General features: G+C 67.4%; 11 protein-coding genes. 9 read left to right on the plus strand and 2 right to left on the minus strand.

Features of this window, described 5'->3' with window-relative positions:
- Positions 1-118: 118 nt before the first annotated feature.
- Positions 119-1,894 carry an N-6 DNA methylase gene (locus FRC96_RS19650; RefSeq protein ID WP_230470493.1) on the plus strand — a complete coding sequence of 592 codons (1,776 nt, stop codon included), beginning with the start codon at positions 119-121 and terminating at the stop codon, positions 1,892-1,894.
- On the opposite strand, the gene FRC96_RS19655 is transcribed toward FRC96_RS19650, so the two are convergent.
- Positions 1,882-2,085 (minus strand): hypothetical protein, encoded by a 204-nt coding sequence (locus FRC96_RS19655; RefSeq protein WP_146977094.1) that lies wholly within the window; start codon positions 2,083-2,085, stop codon positions 1,882-1,884. The genes FRC96_RS19650 and FRC96_RS19655 overlap by 13 nt on opposite strands.
- 22 nt (positions 2,086-2,107) lie before the next feature.
- Positions 2,108-3,829 (minus strand): asparagine synthase-related protein, encoded by a 1,722-nt coding sequence (locus FRC96_RS19660; RefSeq protein WP_230470494.1) that lies wholly within the window; start codon positions 3,827-3,829, stop codon positions 2,108-2,110.
- A 125-nt stretch (positions 3,830-3,954) separates the two neighbouring features.
- Between FRC96_RS19660 and FRC96_RS19665 the strand changes: the two genes are divergently transcribed.
- The 8 genes from FRC96_RS19665 to FRC96_RS19700 form a co-directional block, all read left to right on the plus strand.
- Positions 3,955-4,158: a hypothetical protein gene (locus FRC96_RS19665; protein ID WP_146977097.1), complete on the plus strand. Its 204-nt coding sequence runs from the start codon at positions 3,955-3,957 to the stop codon at positions 4,156-4,158.
- Between the two features lie 105 nt (positions 4,159-4,263).
- Positions 4,264-5,613, plus strand: coding sequence for a cytochrome P450 (locus tag FRC96_RS19670; RefSeq protein WP_146977099.1), 1,350 nt, complete (start codon positions 4,264-4,266; stop codon positions 5,611-5,613).
- A 150-nt stretch (positions 5,614-5,763) separates the two neighbouring features.
- Positions 5,764-9,465 (plus strand): chromosome segregation protein SMC, encoded by a 3,702-nt coding sequence (gene smc / locus FRC96_RS19675; RefSeq protein ID WP_146977101.1) that lies wholly within the window; start codon positions 5,764-5,766, stop codon positions 9,463-9,465.
- A 161-nt stretch (positions 9,466-9,626) separates the two neighbouring features.
- Positions 9,627-11,339 carry a signal recognition particle-docking protein FtsY gene (ftsY, locus tag FRC96_RS19680; protein WP_146977103.1) on the plus strand — a complete coding sequence of 571 codons (1,713 nt, stop codon included), beginning with the start codon at positions 9,627-9,629 and terminating at the stop codon, positions 11,337-11,339.
- Positions 11,340-11,587: 248 nt separating this feature from the next.
- Positions 11,588-12,322: an outer membrane beta-barrel domain-containing protein gene (locus tag FRC96_RS19685; RefSeq protein ID WP_146977105.1), complete on the plus strand. Its 735-nt coding sequence runs from the start codon at positions 11,588-11,590 to the stop codon at positions 12,320-12,322.
- A gap of 43 nt (positions 12,323-12,365) precedes the next feature.
- The gene (locus FRC96_RS19690; RefSeq protein ID WP_230470495.1) at positions 12,366-13,121 is read left to right on the plus strand and encodes an outer membrane beta-barrel domain-containing protein; all 756 of its coding nucleotides are present in this window, start codon (positions 12,366-12,368) and stop codon (positions 13,119-13,121) included.
- 102 nt (positions 13,122-13,223) lie between these two features.
- A complete protein-coding gene (locus FRC96_RS19695; protein ID WP_146977108.1) occupies positions 13,224-16,196 on the plus strand; it encodes a hypothetical protein in 2,973 nt (990 codons plus the stop codon).
- A gap of 41 nt (positions 16,197-16,237) precedes the next feature.
- The coding region (locus tag FRC96_RS19700; protein WP_146977110.1) for a hypothetical protein at positions 16,238-17,311 on the plus strand (1,074 nt) is incomplete at its 3' end.

Consider the following 17,311-nt stretch of genomic DNA (forward strand, 5'->3'; position numbering starts at 1 on the left):
TGTGTGGTGCCTGAGGGGTGCTGCGGCCCGGTTGATGCAGGTCGGAGCTGCCAATGATGCCGTTGATAGGCTCCCGTGCAGCATAGGAAAGGGAAGAGCGTCGAGGCAAGGACGAGCCGTGAAAGGGGAGAAAAAAGTCGGGGAGGGGAGCGGGCCGAAGGGCGCGTCGTCGCTGTGGCGGGCGTTGGCCGCCGAGGTGCGCGCGGCGGCGCGGCGGTGGGGCGTTGGTGCCAGCGTGGTGGTGGCAGCGATTGAGGAGGTTGTGGAGGGGGAGGGCGCTGCGGAGTTGCGGGCGACGGTCGAGGCCGAGGTCGGGCGTCGTGGGGCGGTGCATGCCGGTGGGCCAGGTGAGGCGTGGGATGGGCTGCTGAGCCACGCGCAGCGGCGCGCTCATGGTGTTCATTTTACGCCGGAGGCAGTTGCCCGGCGGCTGATCGGACATCTCGATGAGCTCGCCACGCCAGGGCCCATCGTCGATCCGGCGTGTGGCGCCGGCGCCTTATTGCTCGCTGCCGATCAACGCTGGCCCGGGCGCGCGCTGGTCGGGGTGGAGCGCGACCCGGCGCTGGCCCGGGTCGCCGCGCTTCGTCTTCTCGACGCTCGCCGGGGTCGCGCCCATGACGGCGTGCGCATCGTCACGGGCGACGGTCTGGCGCGCTTGCCGGAAGACCTCGATGGCGAGGTGGCGGCGGTGGTGATGAACCCGCCCTATGTGCCCGAGAAAGGGCACGGTGAGGCGCTTGCCGAGGTGCTGCGCACGCATCCTCGCCTGAACGAGGTGCGCGGCGCGCGGGCGGATCTTCTCTACTTCTTTCTGGCGCGCTCGGTGGAGATGGTGGCGGCGGGCGGCCAATGTGCCTGGTTGACGCCGCCGCACTGGCTGCGAGCCGACGGGGCGGCCCGGCTGCGAGACTGGCTGCAGGCGCGCGGCGCGATGGAGCGTTTTGAGTGGTTGCCGACGAGCGCGGTCTTCGACGCGGCCCCGGGTCAGGACGTGCTGCTCTCGATCTTTCGACGTGGCCCGGCGCAGCGTATGCCGCAGTGGCGGGCGGAGACAACGGCCGCGGCCGAGGTGGGAGAGGGGGCGGGCACGTGGCAGCGGGTGCATCCCTCGACGCTCAGCGGGACGCGCTGGAACCCTCGGGCTGACGACGATGACCTGAGCTGGGGAGCGCGGCGGCGGGCGGCGGGCCGGCCGTTGGGAGAGCTTTTGCGTGATTTCCAGGGGGTGGTCAGCGGCGCGGATCGGGTGACGCGGCGCCACATCACCCTCTTCGGCGATCAGGAGGGCTGGGAGGTGGGGGCGCCGATCTTTTTGAGTGAGGGGGCTGCGCCGCCGCACCACTGGGAGCCGCTGCTGGCCTATGTTCGGCCGGTGCTGCGATCCGGAAGGCTGGAGGCGGGGAAGGTCTATGAGGGCCAGGAGGTGCACGCCTGGATGCTCTACCTCGACGGCGAGGTGGATGCGGCGCATCGATCGGCGGTGATGGAGGTTCTGGGGCCCTTTCGGCGCATTCTGGAAGCGCGTCGGGAGGTTCGCACCGGAAAGATGCCCTGGTACCGACTGCACTGGCCGCGAGACGCCTCGGCGATGCGAGCGCCGAAGTTGGTCGTGCCCCGACGTGCCAGGCGCCCCTGCTTTGCGCTCGACTTGAGCGGCGCGGTGGTCTCCAGCGACTGCACCTGCCTGGTGGCGCCGCCGGAGGTTGAGGATCCGGTAAGCTACCTGCAGACGTTCATGGTGGAGCTTAACAGCGCGGAGGTGGAGCGCTACCTGCGGATCTTTGGCAAGCAGAAGGGGGAGCTGCTGGAGTTTTACAGCTCCCCGCTTCGCGAGCTTCCCGTTGTGGGGTGGTCACCAGGAATCGAGGCCGGTGGGCGTCAGCCGGGGTAGGGCATGTCCATATCAACGCCGCCGGTGGCGTCGACTCCCTTGGAGGTGGCGCCTCGGATCAGGGCTTTGAGAGGTCCAAGGGGCTCAACGCGAGGCGGCTGATAGCCTGAGGAGGCCGAGCGGGTGGCGTCAACGCGCGGTGTGGAGAGGGCGCGGCGATCGATGCGATGGCGAGGTTGATGCGTACACATAGGAACCTCCAACAGAGAAGCATCAGGTGGAATTGGCTGTGGCCCACCGGCGGTGGTTTTGCAGCCAGAGTTCGGCTGCCAGGGTTCGCCAGATCTCCCAGGAGCCGCGCCAGGGCGGCCCCGCGGCGGGGCGCGCCAGGTAGTCGGCGAGGGCGTGGTGGAAGTTGGCTTCATCGATGATCCGGTGTCGGGCGAGCTGCGAGTCGACCATGAGGCGCAGCGCGCGATTGAGCTCCCGATCGGCCAGCCCGCGCTCAACGAGCGCGTCGAAACTTCCGAGCTTCGGGCGCCGCCGCACAGGTGTGGGCAGGCGGTGACCGAGGCGGCGAAGCGGTGCTTTCTGGCGTCCCCCCTCAACCAGCTCTTCGGGGGTTAGCTCTAAAGATAAGTCCCAGACCGCGGCATCAAGGAAAGGCGTGAGAAGGCGCAGGTTGGCCTGGCGAGCGATGCGGGCCAGGCTGCGCATGATCATCTCCCAGTTCCAGGTGTGCAGACGGGCGGCCCGAAAGTGCGAGAATCGAAACGCGACGGGGGCAGAGATCGCCGGCGTGGTCAGTGGCAGCGCGCGCAGCCAGGCCGGAGCGGGCGGGGCCGGGGGACGCACGTGCTCGCGAAAAGAGCGTAGACCCAGGCCGTCGGTAAGCGCACCCAGAGCCGCAGCGAGCAGCGGGGCCGGGCCGAGATGCCGGGCAGCCTGGAGAAGATCGTTGGTGGCGCCTCGGGCCACGCGCTCGCTGAGCCAGACCCGGGGCGGGATCCACAGCGCGTCGTCGGCGCCGTGACCTGTGACCAGGGTTGCGAGCGGCTCCTGGAGGCGCGATCGAAGCTCGCAGAGCGCCGCGGGAAACCACCCGAGGTCGGGGTGGGCGTGTGGCCCCCAGCCGGCCGCGCTCAGGTGATGGGGCGGGTGCCGAAGGGGCCAACGGGCGTCGATGGAGAGTGGCTCCCAGCGCGCGCCCATCGCCCGGGCCAGCTCCCCGGCGCGCTGAAGCTCGCCGGGATCCAGCGCCAGGGTCAGGCTGCGGGTCCGTGAGGGCTGCGGGCTCAATCCGAGCAGCGTGGCGGAGTCGAGGCCGCCGCTGAGCGCGAGCCAGGTGCCGGGCTCCTCGAGTGTGCGCGCGCCCGGCAGAAGGTGAGCGCGCAGCGCGTCGGCGATCTCGGCCCGACGCCGGGGCGATGAGGGGACAGGGAGATGCGCGCCGGCGCGCGCGCGCCACCAGCCGCCCAGGGTGATGGGTTCGTCTCGTGTGATCGAGGCGACCTCTCCGGGGCGGAGTCGCTCGACGTTACGTGCGAAGTCCGCCCGATCGCTGGCGAATCCTCCCGCCAGAAAGTCGCTCATCCGGAACGGGTTGGGCGCCTCATTGTGACTGAGCCCGGCGATGATCTCGGGATCGGTGCTGGCTGCCAGGGCCGGGCGGCTGCGGTGTTGCCAGGGAATGCGCCCGAAGCGATCCCGCCACCAGATCCAGCCGGGCTGCCCTTTGTGCCAGAAGATCCCGCTGTGCACGCCGGGGATGCTGGAGAGCGCGTGGGTGTGGCCCCGACCCAGCATCGCCATCACATCATCCCAGAAGGCCTCAAGCGCACGCCGCTCGCCAAGGATGACCGCGCGCCCGTCCCCGTGGCGAATCACCCGATGATCCCAGACCGGGGAGGGGCGCATCCAGATCTGAGCGTCGAGCTCGACGGCATCGCCGGGGAGCGCGGCCCGGCAGCCCGGGCCCAGATAGAGGTCTGTCAAAGCTGGCTCCGTGGTGGGCGGTGTCGTGATTAGATTCAAAGGTAGTCTCAGGGATGACATCTTCATGCGCGGCATCGACCGGGCCCTTGCGGGCCGGGTGTCGCGCATGCGCACAGGGAGTGTGTATGCAGGGGGAGAAGATCGATCCGCAGCCCCAGCCGCAGCTGGCGGCGTTGGGGTTGATGATCTTTTTGATCGGCGCGCTAACGCTATCGCTCTGGCCGGACCCGCCGCCGGCAAACGCTGTGACGCAGCCGCCGGCTCCGATCGCCGGGAGCGAGGCTGATGGCGAGCGCGCCTCGGTCGAGGCGATATTTCCGATACGCTGAGGGGCGGCGAGCTTGACCGCAGGACGCGCTGTGCGAAGCTTGGCCCACGTTCCGATCTCCTGGCCGTGGGCCTTCTGACGCCTGCGCTTTCCTGCGAGTGATGCCATGTCCTCTCCCCCCGTTCGCTCCGACCGCCCGGTTCCTGGCCCCAGGGGGCTTACGCTTGCGATGACGCTGCGCGACTTCGCGCGCGGCCCCATCCCAATGATCGAGGGGCTGCAGGAGCGCTTTGGCGACGTCTCTCGCTTTCGCTTCGCCGGCAACACCATGTGGCAGTTCGGCGATCCGGAGCTCATCGAAGAGGTGATGCTGCGCAAGGCCGGGGACTTCATAAAAGATCAGATCACACACGAGCTCGACGATCTCGTCGGCCAGGGCCTGCTCACCAGCGAGGGGGAGCTCTGGCGTCGGCAACGTAAGCTCGCTGCGCCCACCTTGCAGCGCCGTCATATTCAGGCCTACGCCGACGCGATGGTGCGCTTTACGCGCACGATGATGGAGCCCTGGGGGGACACGGCCGATCGTAAGTTCCACCACGACAGCATGGAGTTGACGCTGCGCATCGTGGTCAAGACCCTCTTCAACCTGGAGATGGATCACGAGATCGACCGTATCGGTCGGGCCATCGAAGACGGGATGGACGCCTTTCATGAGCGCGTGCACACGATGTGGCGCTTTATCAAAGACTACGTGGATCCCCCCCTGCAGCCGGTGCACCAGCGCGCGGTCGAGACGCTCGATGATGTGATCGGGGAGCTGATTCGCAAGCGCCAGCGCGACCAGAGCCCGGGCGATGACCTCTTGCTGCGCCTGATCCAGGCGCGAGACGATGAGGGGCATGCCATGAGCGATCGCCAGCTTCGCGACGAGGCGCTGACGATCTTTCTGGCGGGGCATGAGACCACCGCGCTGGCCATCACCTATGCGCTCTACCTGCTGGCGAACCACCCGGGCGCGCAACAACGCGTCCACGATGAGCTCGATCATCGGGGCGGCGATCTCGGCCCCAACGCCGCCAACGATCTGCCCTACCTCAAGGCCGTCACTCAGGAGGCGCTGCGCCTCTACCCGCCGGCCTGGATCGTGGGGCGAGAGGCCGCCGTCGATGTGGAGGTCGGGCCCTGGCGCGTGGAGAAGGGTGACCAGGTCATCATCCCCACCTTCGTGGTGCACCGAAACGAGCGCTTCTTCGATGAGCCTCTGCGCTTTATGCCCTCGCGTTGGCTGGACGGTTTGGAGAAACGTCTGCCCCGTTTTGCCTACGTTCCCTTTGGGGGCGGGCCGCGGGTCTGCATCGGCAATCATTTTGCGATGATGGAGCTCGTGCTCGTGCTCGCCACCATCCTTCGGGACTACCGCGTCGAGGATCTTTCGGAGTCGCCGGTCGAGCTCGACCCTTCGGTGACACTTCGTCCGAAGGGCGAGGTGCCGCTTCGCTTTGTGCGTCGCGTGTAAGTTGGCGTCGTAGAAGGGGAATTCGGCGCGTTCGCCGCGGATGCTGCGGCGGTTGAACCCGACGCCGACTTGGGGTTAACGTGCGCCCCCTCTGGCGCGCTTAGTGGAAGCGCGCGGAGCGCGCACCTACCCTGGGGTTGAGCCGCCGGCATGAAGCTACGTCGAATTGAGATTGTGGGGTTTAAGTCGTTTCGCGATCGCGTCACCGTCGATATCAGCGATGGGATGACCTGCATCGTCGGGCCCAACGGTTGCGGCAAGAGCAACGTCGTCGACGCCATCAAGTGGGCCATGGGCGATATGTCGCCCAAGAGCCTTCGTGGCGACTCGATGCAGGACGTGATCTTTGCAGGCACTGAGAAGCATCGCCCCGGGGGGCTGGCCGAGGTCACCCTGGTCTTTGAGAACACCGCGCGCGTGGTCGAGGCTGCCGAAGACGAGCAGATTGACGCCAGCGGCGCCGAGCTTGTCGAAGGCGGCGACGAGGTGGCGACTGAAGAGGTCGACGTGCAGGAGCCCGCCGATGAAGCGCCCCTGCAGGGCGCGCTCTCGGTCGATGTGGAAGACGAGGCCGAGGAGAAGAAAGACGCCTCCGCGCCGGGCTGGATCACCGGCGACGGCTTGCCGCGCGAGCTTCGCCACGTGGCCGAGATCGCCATCACCCGGCGCCTGCACCGCAGCGGTGAGAGCGAGTACCTCATCAACAAGATCCCCTGCCGCCTGATGGACATTCAAAACCTGCTGGCGGGCACCGGCCTGGGCAAGCAGGGCTACTCCATCATCGAGCAGGGTCAGATTGGCTTTATCGTCAATGCCAAGCCGCAGCAGCGCCGCCTGATCATCGAGGAGGCCAGCGGCATCACCCGCTACAAGGGGCAGCGCGACCGCGCCGAGCGCAAACTCGAGCGCACCGAGCTCAACCTGCAACGCACCCGCGATGTGCTCGACGAGATCACCAAGCAGCTCGGCACCCTGGAGCGGCAGGCCAAAAAGGCCGAGGAGCACCAGCGCTTCAGTGAAGAGCTGCGCGCGCTCGAGATCGCGCTTTTGCTCGACAAGCGTCGCGACGCCATGGCCCGCGCCACCGACTCCCGGCGCCAGCTCGGGGAGGCCAAACGCACCCAGCACCAGTCCAAAACCGACTTCGAAGCTGGTGAGGAGCAGCTGCGTGTCGCCCGCGTCGACGCCCACCAGGCCGAGCGGCGGCATGCCGATCTGACGGAGTCCTTTTATAAGCTCGATACGCGCCTCAACCTGACGCGCTCCCAGCTCGAACACGCCACCGATGCGATTGCTCAGGCCGAAGATCGCGCGGTGACACTGGCCGATGAGAAACGCAGCCAGGAAGAGCGACGCGAGCACCTTAAAGTTGAGCTGCTCCGCGTTGAAGAAGAGCTTGAAGCCTTTGTGGCGCAACCCGAGGACGACGATGAGGCTGTGCTGCGCGTGCAGCAGGAGCTGGAGCGGCTTCGCGAGGAGCGCGACGCGCTCAACGCCCGGCGCGACTCCGCGCTCAAAGAGCTCAATGAGACTCGCGGTGATGCGAACCGCGTCAGCGACCGCCTTCAGTGGGTGGGCAGCCAGCTCGGCGAGATGGGCGCGCGCGCCGAGACCACGGGCCAGGCCCTGGGGGCCGCGCGCGAAGATGTGGACGATCTCACCCGCGCGTTGAGCCGGCTGACCATGGACCACGCCCGGGTCGCCGAAGAGGTGGAGCAGCTCAAGCGCAAGAGCGGTGACGCCCAGGCCAGTCACGCCGAGGCGCGCGAAGCCCTCAAAGAAGCCGAAGATGACGCGCGCGAGATCGCCAGCCAGCTCGCCGTCACGCGCGCCCGCGTCGAAAGTCTTGAAGAGATGCGCGAGCGCGGTGAGGGCTACCAGGAGGGCGTGCGCCGCGTTCTGACCTGGGCCAAAGAGGAGGGCCGCGACGATGTGCTCGGCCCGGCCGGAGACTTTCTGGCGGTTCCCGAAGGCATGGAGGCTGCGTATGCCGCCTACCTGGGTGATCGCCTGGGCGATATTGTCGTAAAGACCCGTCAGGCGGCGTTTGACGCGCTGGCGATGTTGGCCAGCGAAGACGTCGGTCGGGTGGGCTGCTTTGTGCTCCCGGACCCGAGCGCCGACCCACGCGAGGTGCTCGCGGGGTGGCTCAAAGGGCTGGAGCTCATCGACGATCTCTCGCTTGCCCCTGCTGGCGGCGAATCCGGAGAGGCACGCGCCTGGGCAACGGCCCGGGGCGACATTCTTTTCGCCGACGGCCGGGTGGTCGGCGGTGGCGTTGGCGAGCAGGCGGAGACCCTGCTCAAGCAGGCCCGCGACCTGGAGGCCGGCAAAACCTCGCTTGCAAAGCTCGTCGTCGCTGATGAGGAGGCTCAAGAATCACTTGAGGTTGCGCAGGAAGACCTCGTCATCGCCGAGGACGAGGTCGAGGCGGTGCGCGAGGCCCTGCAGGAGGCGGTGCACCGCGCGCGTGGGTTGATGCAGGAGCGCGACAATGAAGAGCGCGAGCGCGCTCGTGCCAACGCCCGCGTCGAGAAGTTGCAGGCGGAGCTTGAGGAGCACGAGGAGCTTCACCAGGGCCTTCAAGCAGAGCTTGAGGTTTTGAAGGGGCGCCAGCAGGAGTACATCGAGACGCTTCCCGGCATGGAGAAGACGCTGCGCGAGCTGATGCAGCAGCTCAACGAGGTCAACGCTCGCGTGGAGGCGCGAAACGCCGAGCTCACCGACGAGAAGGTGCGCGTGGCCCAGGTGCGCGAGCGTCGTCGCCACCTCGAAGAGAGCGCCGGGCGGCTGCGTGGCGCCATCGGGCACTCCGAGGGGCAGATCGCGCGTTTTGCGCGCGAGATCGAAGAGCAGGGCGAGCGTGCGCGCGACGCCACCATGCGCGTGGAAGAGCTGAAAAAGGAGCTCGCGGAGGTCGAGCGCGACCATGGCATCCATCGCGCTGACGTCAAAAAGGCTAAAGAAGCACTTGAGGTCGTCGCTCAGGCGGTCCAGGAGCAGGAGCTCCGGGTGCGCGCGCTGCGCAAGGCCCTCGACGAGGCTCAGGAGGCGCTTCAGGCGCTGGAGGTCGCCACCCGAGAGGCCGAGCTGGCGATGGAGCACATCGACGAGCAGCTCGCCGAGCGCTTTGAGCTCACCCTGGCCGAGGCGCAGCCGCTGGTACGTGACATCGCGCTGGGGCCGGAGGAGCGCAAGTCCCGCGCGGAGTTTTTGCGCAAGCGCATCGAGAGGCTTGGCCCGGTCAACCCGCTGGCCATTGAGGAGTTCGCCGAGACGCAGGAACGCCACCGGTTCCAGGCCGAGCAACAGGCCGACCTGGAGCGCTCGGTGGCCGATCTTCGCGACGTGATCGCGCGCATGGATAATGAGAGCCGCAAACGCTTTAAAGAGACCTTTGAAGCGGTCAACGCCAAGTTTCAGGAGGTCTTCCCGCGCCTCTTCCGAGGTGGGCGCGCAAGCCTCGTGCTCACGGACCCGGCGAACATGTTGGAGACCGGGGTGGATATTGAGGTGCAGCCGCCGGGCAAGAAGCTGCAGAACGTCACGCTGCTCTCCGGCGGTGAGAAGGCGCTGACGGCAGTGAGCCTGATCTTCTCGATCTTCATGCTTAAGCCCACGCCCTTCTCGGTGCTCGATGAGGTCGACGCGCCGCTGGATGAGGCCAATGTCGGGCGCTTTGCCGAGATGGTGCGCGACCTGAGCACGACCAGCCAGATGATCGTGATCACCCACAATCGTCGCACCATGGAAGCCCCTCAGATGCTCTACGGGGTCACGATGGAAGACGCCGGGGTCTCCAAGATCGTCTCGGTGCGCCTCTCGGAGGTCGACGAGCAGATGGCCTCCTGAGGGCATATCCGCCCGACTCGCCCGGTTGACGCAGGGCGCATCGGCGGGGCAAAAGAAGCCGGTACGATCAAACGCGCCTTCGGAGCCGGATGTGGACGTGCTTGCGAGAGCGTTCGCGGCGGGCCGACAGGCCAGGATCAACTCTAAGCATGGATGGACGGATGAGTGAGACGCTTTTGAGCAGCGCGACGACGTGGACGGTGATTGGCCAGGCGGCCGAGGTGGAGGCGGTGAACTGGCTGCCGATCGTGCTGGTAGCCGTGGTGCTGATCGCGGTGGTGGCGCTGCTGCTCTTTCTGCGAAAAGGTGGCGAGAAACCGGGCGATCGGCCGCGCGCCGAGCCTCGGGACCGCAGCCAGGCGCCGACGGCCGATCTTCTCGAAGATCGCGATGAGGTCGACGCTCCGGTGGAGATTCACGAGGGGATGACCCTGGCCGAGATCAAGCGCGCCAAACGCGCGCGGGTCAAAGGGGAGGGGGCGCGCCGGGAGACGGCGGCCGAGGCCACCGAGCGCTCCGCGCGGGATCATGCCGAGGCCAAAGCTCCGAGTGAGGAGCCCGCAGAGGAGGTGAGCGAAGCGCCGGCGGCGGAGCCTTCGGAAGAGGTGAGCGAAGCGCCGGCGGCGGAGCCTTCGGAAGAGGTGAGCGAAGCGCCGGCGGCGGAGCCCGCCGAAGATGCGCTGAAGAAGGCCTCGACGGGACTTCCCCGCCCGAAAGCGAAGCCGCCCGAGATCGACGAGCCCAACGAGGGCGCCGGTCTTGGCGAAGAGAGCTCCATCTCGCTCCCCAAACCTCGTCCCCAGGGCGAGCGCACGAAGAGCGGCGCAGGCGCGTTGCCCAAACCCAAACTTCCCAAACCCGCGGCGAAGCCTGCCCCCAAAGCGGAGCCCGAAGAGACCGCGTCGGATGTGGCCACTGAGGTTGAGGCTCCTGCCGCCAGGCCCACCGAGCTTGAGAAGCCCTCGGCGCCCGAGCCCGCGTCGCTTCGCGACGGTCTGCAAAAGACGCGCACCGGCTTTGTTGACCGGCTGGGCAAGCTCTTCAGCGCCGAGACGATCCCCGATGACCTCATTGATGAAGTCGAAGAGATCCTCTTCACGGCCGATATCGGCGCGAAGATCGCCCAGCGCATCATCGACACCGTCGAAGATGAGCTCTCCGGCGACGAGAAGCGCGACCCGGCCGCGATCTGGGGCAAGATCCGCGCGTACTGCGAAGAGATCCTCAGTAAGCATGAGGGCGCCATCGACTTCGACGCGCACAAACCCTTTGTGATGCTGGTCATCGGCGTCAACGGCGTGGGTAAGACCACCACGATTGGCAAGATCGCCAGCAAGCTCAAGCGCGAGGGCAAGAGCGTGATGCTGGTCGCCGGCGACACCTTCCGCGCCGCGGCCGTGGAGCAGCTCGACGTCTGGGCCAAGCGCACCAACATCCCCATCCACCGAGGCGAAGACAACGCTGACCCGGCCTCGGTGATCTACGCCGGCATCGAGAAGGGCATGGCCGAGGGCGCGGACGTCATCATCTGCGACACCGCCGGTCGCCTGCACACCAAGGTCAACCTGCTCGACGAGCTCGGCAAGATCGGGCGCGTTACCGGCAAGGCGCTCGAAGGGGCGCCGCATGAGACCATCCTGGTGCTCGACGCCAACACCGGCCAGAACGCCATCCAGCAGGCCTCGATGTTCAAGGAGGCCTGCGACATCACCGGGGTGGTGCTCACCAAGCTCGACGGCACGGCCAAAGGCGGCGTGATCCTGGGCATCTGCGATGAGCTCGAGGCGCCGGTGCGCTACATCGGCATCGGTGAGGGCGTCGAGGATCTTCGCCCCTTCAACTCCGGGGAGTTTGTTGAAGCGCTCTTTATGTGATCGTCCGATCCGCGCCTGATGTGCGTCTTTTTACAAGTGCGCGCCGGGCGCGGCGCGCAACGCCCACCCCGGCGTTGCGCGCCCGGCGAACCCCCACACGGGGCAGAGGGGCTCTTGCCGCTCTAAAAATCCCTGTGATATACCTCGCCGCAGCGAATCGAAGGTAAACCCACGCGGGGATCATTCCCCGGTCGAGCTGTAGCGGGCCGCTGGCGCGAAGCGCTCGAGCCCCAGCCTCTGGAAGGACCATGCCGCACCGTAGTTTCGCCGCTCGCCATCTGCTCGCGTTGGCTGCCCTGGGCAGCGCCACGGCCTTGAGCGCGCCTGCAAGCGCTCAGGAGAGCGTGCAGGAGTTCTCCGACACCATCCACGTCATCCAACGCCGCCCCGTGCTCCAGAAGAATCGTCTGGATGTGTCGCCGCGTTTTGGGGTCAACGTCAACGACGCCATCTACCGAAACTTCCGCGTCGGCGCGAACCTCAACTTCCACTTCAGCGAGCGCTTCTACGCCGGAGCGATCTTTGACTGGTATGACTTTGGCGAGGTGCTTGGCGGGCCGACCCAGAGCTTCCGCGACGTGGACACCGAGGCGCGGGCGAGCACCGACGCGGCCTACCTGAACTGGGCGGGCGGCGCCGAGGTGGGCTTTGCTCCGCTGGTCGGGAAGTTCGCGCTCTTTAACCGCGGGCTCTTCTTCTACGACGTGTCGGTCTCGGCCGGGGTGCTCTTTGCGAACTCCGCCTCGATCGCGCGCCCCTCGGGCCAGAGTGGCCTCGGGGGCACCGCGGCGCTGACCACCCGGGTGTTTCTGAACGACTGGATGGCGTTGAACCTGGAGGTTCGCGACACCATCTACAACGCCCAGCTGCGCGGGCTGCCCGAAGGCGCGCTGACACACTCCGTGTCGGTCGGTGCCGGGGTGAGCCTGTATGTGCCCACCGCCTTTGAATACTCCGATCGCGAAGAGCCCGCGCAGCGCTGATGCGTGTGTGTTTCGAAATGACGCCTGTCTGGTTGAGAAGCTCATGATGAAGTCGAATCGACGCTGGCCCCTGGTCTTCGCCCTTGCCCTGTGCGCGTTTTACCTGCCGCACGCCCCTGCTGAAGCCGCCGAGGGCGACGAGATCGCCGCGATTGACAGCGGCCCGATTGTCCGCCGCCAATTGCTGCACCGCTCCGCGCGTTTTGAGCTGCAGCCGATGGCCACGTTCAGCATGAACGACACCTACGTGCGCAACGTGATGGCCGGGGTGAGCGGGACCTATTATCTGAACAACGTCTTCGGGCTGGGCGCGTCGTTCCAGTACGGTGCGCTGCACCCGACGACGAACCTGCGCGACAACCTGGAAGCGACGCTGGCCGATAACGGTGAGCTCGCCCGATTGGACTCGCTGAGCTACTCCTATCTGGGGTGGGCTGCGGATGTGGGCTTCACCTACGTGCCCATTTTCGGGAAGTTCTCGGTGATGAACTCGCTCTTCTCGCACTACGACCTGCACCTCTTCGGCGGGATGGTCATCGTCAATGAGGGCGTCGAAGGAAGCTCGGAGGGCGTGATCGTCGATGATGGCATCGCCGGCACCCGCCCGGGTGGCTACTTCGGCGGCGGCCTTCGTTTCTTTATGAGCGATATGCTCGCGCTCAACGTCCAGGTGAAGAACTACCTCTACAATCGCGCCGAGATCAGCAGCGGCAACGCCAACCCGCAGCTCTCAAACACCGTGATGTTCTCGGTGGGCCTGGGGATCTTCCTCCCGGGCGAGGTTAAGATCTCGCGCTGATGGGTCTTTGCCCACCGCGGGCGGCCCGGACGCGTTTGCGCCATGGATTTCTTGCACCGAGCGAAAAAAGCCCTCGACCGCGGAGACGCGGTTCGAGGGCTTGTGCAGTTGGTGGAGGGGTTGCGCCGCAACCCCGAGCGTGACGACGCGCTCGATCTTCTGCTCTACGTCTACACCCGCCAGATCGAACATCCCGGGGTGGAGTCCGATGTGCTGCGCGCGCTGGAGGGGAACCCCGCGCGTGGCGAGCTGCTGGGCTTGCTGGAGGTGGAGCTGCGCGAGCGTGAGAAGGTCTCGATGGCGCGCGCGCTGGTGCAGCTGGCGCGCGAGCAGGGCGTGGCGGTGATTGCGCCGCGCGAGGAGGCTTCTCCGGGCGAGGCGCCGGCGCCTGCGGACGAGGAGTCGGCGGAGGAAGTTGGTGCGGATGCGTCTTCGGAGCAGGCTGACGCGCTGTCGGCAAGCGATGAAGTGTCTCGGAGCGAGGCGCCACAGTCGGATGAGCAAGGGTCGGTCGGAGCGGGGGAGGTTAACGCCGGGCGTCCGGATCCGGTCGACGTGCAGCGCGCGCAGGTGATGCGTCGGGAGGTGGGACTTCCGACGACCGATGAGATTGAGCGGCGTCATCCACGTCGGCCTCGAAAGCGTCGCGCCGCGCTTATGGGGGTGTTGCTCGTGGTGGTGCTGGTCGGCGGGATGAGCGCATGGGCGGGCTGGGATCATGCCCGGCGCGCTCGGCTGGTCGCCGCGATTGACGGGGAGCTCGTCAGCCTGAATCACCTCGATGAGGGGGCGCTCGACGAGGTGCTCGCTATGGCGCGGCGCTCCGATCGCCAGGGCCGCGAGGTGGTCGAGCGCGAGGTCTTCGCCCGCGCGTTGCGCGCGGTGGAATCGGCCGAGGAGGTCGATGAGCGCGAGGCGTTGCGCGAACGTCTCGGCGATGACGTCAGCACGGAGTGGGGCATGGCCGCGCGCTCTCTGCTGGCCAGCGCGTCGGCGCAGTGGGAGGAGGCGACGGAGTACGCGGTCCTCGCTGAACGCACGCACCCGGGGCGCCTGGCCACGCTCTATGCCCGCGGTCGGCTCTGTGAGGCCCGGGGGCAGTGGAGTTGTGCGCAGGGGGCGTACCAGCGTGTTCTGGGGCAGCATGAACGCTTTGAGGGCGCGCGCACGGCGATGATGCGCCTGGCGGCGCATCGCTACGACCGAGAGCTGTGGGACCATCACCGGGCCGCGCTCTCCGGGGAGCATTGTTATACAACGCTGAGTTGGGTGAATCCCTTTGAGGGCGCCGACGAGGCGTCGTCGAGCAATGCGGGTGAGCCAACAGGTGAGGCTCCGACGCCGGACGAAGGCTTTTGTCGAGCGTACGGCGCGCTGGCGCAGGCTGTGGAGGGGCATCACGAAGGTGGGGCGTGGGAGGCGTCGCGAGTCGAGGCGGCGGTGGGGCGTGCCCCGGTGTTGGCCGCGGCGCAGGTCGTGGCGGGGCTTGCCAGCGTCGATGACTACGACCCGGAGGCGGCGCGCGACTTTTTCTCGGGGGCCCTCTCCGATCCGGGACTGCGCCCCGGGTTCTATCGTCGGGTGCAGATCGTGGGGCCGGAGGCGTTGGTCGCGGTAGGAAGGCCCGACCTTGCGCTCAGCCTCACTGTGGCGGTGCCGGACAACGCGGCGTTGCTCGCCAGGGTCGACGAGAGTGAGGCCCAGGCCCGTGCTGAGGCGATCGAACGTCGGGAGTCGGCGCGGCCGGAGCATTTGAGCGCACCGCCGCAGGCTCGCGGCGAGTTGGAGGCCCGCGCGCTCCTCGCGCGCGCACGCGTCCTCCGAGAGTTGGGGGCGACCGAGCACGCGGTGCACACTCTGGAGCTGCTGCTCGGGCTTGAAGGGTGGGCCGACCGTGCCCGCCTGGAGCTTGTGCGGGTTCATGTGGTTGGCGGACGTCAGCGCGTCGCAAGGCTCATCGCCGGGCAGATTCAAGATGCTGATCTTCAAGGTCGTGCCCGGGCGGCGCTTGCCCTTGCCTCCGGGGCTTTTGAGCAGGTGGTGGAGCATCGCTCCGATGCCGACCACTGGGACGACCGCCGAAGCCGATCGCTTGGCTACCTCGCGTTGAAGCGAGGCCGAGACGCGGCGGCCTCGCTGAATGGCGAGTTGGCGTTGGAGCCGACTCGCCTGAGGGTCTATGCCCGCCTTGGCGAGCTCCCGGAGAGCTTTGAGTCGACCATGGAGCGCTGGAATCAAGTCGACCCCCGGGGCGTTTCGCATCTGGTGGATCTGGGCGCCGCGGCGTTCTGGCGCCGCAACCTGGCGCTGGCCAGCGACTATTTTGAGCGGGCGCACGCGATCGCCCCCGATCACCCGGAGGTCAACTGGCACCTGGGTCTGATCGCTCGTCTGGAGGATTCGACCGCGCGTGCGCGCGGCTACTTCCGCAAGTCCTGGCGAGGTGATGAGAACGACGCGTCGCTGCTCATTGAGCTTGGGAGTGTGCATCTGGATTTTGAACGGTACGAGATGGCCCGCGAGGCGTTTTTGCTGGCAGTGCTCCGCGATCGACGCAGCGTCGCGGCGGTTGCCGGGCTGGGGCGCGCCTACGAGCTGGGCGATCCCGCGCGGGGTCGCCGAGACCTCCCGCAGCTCTTGCGTGACTACTCCAGCTCGCCACGTTACGCACCGGCGGTGGCCGAGATGAACAAGTGGCTGGCCATCCTGCATGGCGCCCGTCAGGGCGATGAGGCTGCGGCACCCTTCCTGGCTCGCGCGCGTCAGGAAGTGGGCGACCGCGCCGACGTGCTGGTCGAGCTGGGGCTCTTTCACCTGGCGCGCGGTGAAGGCTCGCTGGCGCGCGAGCACTTCGCGCTGGCGCTGCAGAAGAACCCTACATTGCCGGCGCCCCACTGGGGGCTGGCCCGCCTGGCGCTCGACGATGGCGAGCGGGAGCGCGCCGCGACCCACCTCGATCGCCTTGAAGCGCTCGGGGCGAGCCCACCCTGGCCGACGCGCGCGGAGACCCTTCGGCGAGAGTTCGCGCTGGCGGACGCAGACGATGCACCTGATGGCGCGGAGGATCGTGAGTGAGACGCGGTCTTAAGACGCTGGCATCACTCATGGTTCTTCTGATGACCCTCACAGAGGGGGGGATCACACGTGTCCCTGCTGCTGCGGCCTACGAGGTGCGCGTGCTCGGCAGCGCAGAACTCGAGCTGGAGGCGGTCGGCGCGGGCACCAACCTCAACGTGCGTGGTTTGCTCGTCGATGATCTGGGTCGAGGGTTGGCGCAACGTCGCATCGATCTGCTGGTCGAGAACGAACGCCGGGCCACGATCAACCAGGCGCGCGTGTACACCGATTTTCAGGGACGCTTTAGCTGGTCGAGTGACGAGATCCCCGGGAGCTATGTGGTCACCGCGAGCTTTGCCGGTTCGGAGCATCTGCCGGCGTCGCAGGCCTCGGCCAGCGTGCGTCTGGTCGCCGAGCCTGTCGCGTTGGAGGTGCAGGTTCCCTCCTTTGTGCACGGTGAGGCCGAGGTTCCCGCGCGTTTTCAGGCCAGCAGCGCCGGTCAGGGCGTGGCGACCTTTGTCTCGGTGTACCGTGCTGGCGAGGCGGTCGCCGCCGCGCAGCTCGATACCTACGGTCGAACGCGCCTCGATCTTCAACCTTTTGTGGAGCAGGGCGACAACGCCTTTGAGTTTGTGATCGAGGGCACCGCCTACCGCGAGGCGGTGCGGGCGACGCACAACGTGCGGCGGGGGGATCAGGTCCGGGTGATCGGGCAGGTCGATCGGGTCTTTTTGCGGTTGCGTCGCGGCTGGGAGGTGCGCCTTCAGGTCGACGATGAGCGCGGCGGTGTGCCTGACCTGGAGGTGCGCTGGACGGTCAGGCGCGAGGGCGATGAGCCCGTCGAGGTTGAGGGAACGACCGATGCCAGCGGGATGGCGACGCATTTCATCGAGAGCCCGCCGGGCGCCGACGGGGTCTATGAGGTCGATGCCCGGGTGGTGCCCCCGGCCGGTGAGCCGCTCGTGTGGCCCGGGGAGCGCTGGGAGGTGGAGGAGGCCCCCGCGGAGCGTGCGTTGCGCCTGGCGGCGATGGTCGCGGTGTGTCTTGCGCTGTTGTGGGTCGGGCGTGGCGTGGCGCGGCGGGCTGGCGTGGTGGTGCGGGCGTGGTGGGAGCGTGTGCGCGCCAGGCGCGCC

The organism is Lujinxingia vulgaris, from assembly GCF_007997005.1.
Lineage (GTDB): Bacteria > Myxococcota_A > Bradymonadia > Bradymonadales > Bradymonadaceae > Lujinxingia.